Below are 3,478 nucleotides of genomic sequence, written 5' to 3' on the forward strand. Positions count from 1 at the left end.
CCTCACCCCCGGCCCCGCCCCCGATCTCGAATCCGTCATCGGCGCGCGCCAGACCCTCACCGTCGTCCTCCCGCTCCGGCTGCACCGCACACCGGACCCCCGCTCAGGCTGGGCCACGGGCCCGTACCCGTTCGAACTCGGCGCCCGCCGCACCGACACCGCCACCCGCTCCCGCTACTTCGCCCCCGCCTCCGCCCGCGTCCTCTACGGCACCCCGGACCGCCCCTGCCGCTGGCACCGGTACGCCTCCGTCACCCACGAGGGCCTGCACCTGGCCGGCCTGGAGATCCTGCGTACCGCCACCGTCCGCACCGCCCAACACGCCCTCGCCGTCCTGCACTTCACCGTCGACCGGCCGCTGCTCCCCGTGCTGCGGGCCATCGGCCACCGCCCCACCGCCGGACCCGAACCACTCACCGGGCCGCTCGACCCGGCGGCGCTCCTGGCCGGGATCGCCGAAGTACGCGACGGGACAGGCACGTTCGCCCTCGCCCGCCCGTACACCGTCGCGTTCGTGACCCCCGAGGCGCACCACACACCCGCGCTGCGCCCGGACCCCGAGACGACGCTCCCGCCCACGGCCGACCGCTGGCTCTGGCAGCTCGCCTCCCGGTCGAACCCGGGCGACCTCCCGCTCGCCCCCGAGAGCGTCCCGAACCGCGACGCCTCCACGGTGCGCGTATCCGCCGACTGGAGCGCCCTCGTGCTGCGCCACGGTGCCGCGTTCCTCGGCCACCGCGCCGACACCGGGGACGGCGACTTCTACGACTTCGGCGCCCTGCACGCCCGTACCGTCTACCTCGACGCCCTGCTGCTCGGCTCGCTCCAGCGCGACCACATAGACGAGCTGACCGAGGAACTCTCCGCGGTCTTCGACTCCGACCGCCTCACCCGCCGGGTGACCGCGCTGGAGAAGAACATCGCCCGCTTCCGCAGTACCTACTGGCGCCAGCACCTCACCGCCCACGGCCCCGCCAACGGCCTGCTGCGCGCCTTCCAGCACCAGCACCGCCTCCCCGAACGGTTCGCCGAGATCCTCGCCGAGGCCGCCGACTACAGCCGGCTCGTGCAGACCCTGGAGAGCCAGCAGATCAGCGGCGCCCTGGGAGTCCTCACCATCCTCGGCCTGCCGCTCGGCACGGCGCTCGGTGTCCTCCAGGTCATCGGCGACGAGTCGGTCTCCCACCTCCTCGCCGCCCTCGGCCTGTCGATCGTCGCGACGGCCGCCGCGCTCACCACCCGCTACGGCCGCCTGGTCCTCGCCTCCCTCCGAGGCGCCGGCAAGGCCCGAGACCGGGCCTAGTCACCTGCCTCAGGCGAATCGCCTCGCCACCGCCCGGAACGACTCCTTCTTTTCCCAGCCCCCGTTCACCGCCTTCAGCAGACCGAAACTCCCCATGTCCAAGTCGCGTGCCGGATCGGGGGAGTACGGCTTCGAGGAGGCGAAGTCGTAGACGTACGCGCCGTGGACACCGTGCGTCTCGTATAGGTCGAGCAGGTCCGTCAGGTAGTCGGCCTGTTCCTGTTCCGAGCGCACGTAGGCGCCGGCCAGTACCGGGGGATCCGCCGACCAGTCGATGATGTCGAAGCCGGTCGGCCCGGCCGCCGCCGCGCCCTCGAAGGTGCAACAGCCGAACTCCGTGATCAGGAGCGGTTTTCCGTGGTCCAGATGGGCGCGCAGACCGTCCGTGTACTGCTCGGTGTTGTACGCCATCCGGTAGTAGTTCTGGCCGACGAAGTCGAAGCCGGACCACTCCACCTGCTCCCACAGGGCGCCGCCGTACGTCAGCGGCCCGCCGAAGCGCGCGCGGGCCACGTCGACCGCGCGGGCCAGCGTCACGTTCAGTCTCTCGCTGAACTCCGGCATACGGGGCCACCAGTCCGGCATCGACAGCTTGGCCGTGCGCTCCCCGTACGTTCCGCCGGGAATCAGGCCCGAGCCGAAGATCGTCAGCTCGCAGCCGACGTTGAGGCCGACGGCCCCGTCCCCGTGGCGCTGCCGCAGCCGCTCCGCCGCCTCGGCCGCCGCCGCGAGGTGCGCCAGCGTCGCGTCCGCGTCGCCCTCGATGAGACGGGGCTGCAACCAGACATGCAGCCCCGCCTCGGCGGCGAAGCCCGCGTACGCCGCGAGCCGCTCGACGTCCGTGCCGAACACCGTGAGCGAGTTCGCGTGCAACTCCCGCCGGATGAGCGCCATATGACCCCGCACGACCTCGTCGGGCCACGGCGGCGGCGCCGAGCCGCGGCCCGAATAGTCCGTCCCCGTGTCGTAGTTGACGCCCTTCCAGACCAACGGCGCCGCGCGCTCTGTCTGTTCTTCTCGCATGGTGTGACCATAGAGACACCGGACGCGTACACGTGATCGATCGGCACCGGCCGAAATCGTCCGGATCCGCGCGGATCCCTGCCCATCGGCGGGACCGCCGGGCTAGGGTCGTGACCTGACCTGCACGCCCGTTCATCCAAGGAGGGTGATGATGTCCCCGCCGACGGGTCCGGCCGGCCTCCCACTCCTCGAACGCGAGCCCGAAATCGCGGCCGCCGCACACGCCGTGGAAGGACTGTTCGGAGACACCCCGTCCGGCGGACTCCTCGTCTACCGGGGCGCCGCCGGACTCGGCAAGACCGCGCTGCTCGCCGAGGTCCGGCGCATGGGGGCCGGCCGCTGCACGGTGTGGTCGGCGCGCGGCGGCGAGACCGTGACCTCGGTGCCGTTCCACGTCGTACGGCAACTGCTCCAGCCGGCCCTCACGACGCGCACCCCCGCCGAGGTACGCGAACTGCTCGGCGACGGCTACGACATCGTCGGCCCCGCCCTCGGAGTGGCGCCGCCCGGCGCGCGACCGGCCGACCCGCAGGGTGTCCGGGACGGCCTGGAGACCCTGTTCCGCAGACTCGCCGAGACACTGCCCCCGCTCATCGTGGTCGTCGACGACGCGCACTGGTCCGACCTGGAATCCCTCGCCTGGCTGGCGTCCTTCGCCCGGCGTACGGCCGGCCCGCCGATTCTGGTCGTCGTTGCGTACCGCAGCGAGGACGCGATCGGCGAGTGCGCCCACCTCCTGCGGGCCCTCGGCGAGAGCGCCCGGCTGCTCGTCACCCTCAAGGCGCTGACCTCCGAGGCCACCGCGAAGCTCGCCCGTGCCACCCTCGGCGAGCACGCGGACGACCCGTTCTGCCGCGAGGTGTGGGAAGTCACCGGCGGCAACGCCTACGAAACCGTCGAACTGCTCGCCAAGGCACGGGACGAGGCACTGGACCCCGTCGGCGGATCCGCCGACGCCCTCAGCGCGCTCGGCGCCATGACCCGCGGCACCGGTCTCATCGCCCGGCTCGAGGAGCTGGGCACCACCACGACCCGCTTCGCCTGGGCAGCCGCGATACTCGGCACCGACATCTCCCTCGAACTCGTCGTGTCCCTCGCCGGAATGGGCCCCACGGAGGCCGCCGACAGCGCCGAACGGCTCCGGATGGCGCG

Annotated in this window: 3 protein-coding genes; 2 read left to right on the plus strand and 1 reads right to left on the minus strand. The window is 72.5% G+C overall.

Annotation, left to right across the window (positions count from 1 at the left end):
- Positions 1-1,303 (plus strand): hypothetical protein (locus BHU15_RS29430; RefSeq protein ID WP_368483225.1); only part of this gene is annotated, 1,303 nt, incomplete at its 5' end.
- Positions 1,304-1,312: 9 nt separating this feature from the next.
- Here the strand turns inward: BHU15_RS29430 and BHU15_RS29435 are convergent.
- Complete coding sequence (locus BHU15_RS29435) at positions 1,313-2,326, minus strand: glycoside hydrolase family 113 protein (RefSeq protein WP_069629940.1); 1,014 nt, start codon at positions 2,324-2,326, stop codon at positions 1,313-1,315.
- Positions 2,327-2,477: 151 nt separating this feature from the next.
- Between BHU15_RS29435 and BHU15_RS29440 the strand changes: the two genes are divergently transcribed.
- On the plus strand, positions 2,478-3,478 hold a 1,001-nt coding region (locus tag BHU15_RS29440), incomplete at its 3' end, for an AAA family ATPase (protein ID WP_171908473.1).

This window comes from Streptomyces niveus (assembly GCF_001723055.1).
GTDB classification, from domain to species: Bacteria; Actinomycetota; Actinomycetes; order Streptomycetales; family Streptomycetaceae; genus Streptomyces; species Streptomyces niveus.

What these genes read in the sequence shown, in the direction of transcription:
- BHU15_RS29435 (WP_069629940.1), bottom strand. Translation starts at nt 2,326, where the DNA reads ATGCGAGAAGAACAGACAGAGCGCGCGGCGCCGTTGGTCTGGAAGGGC.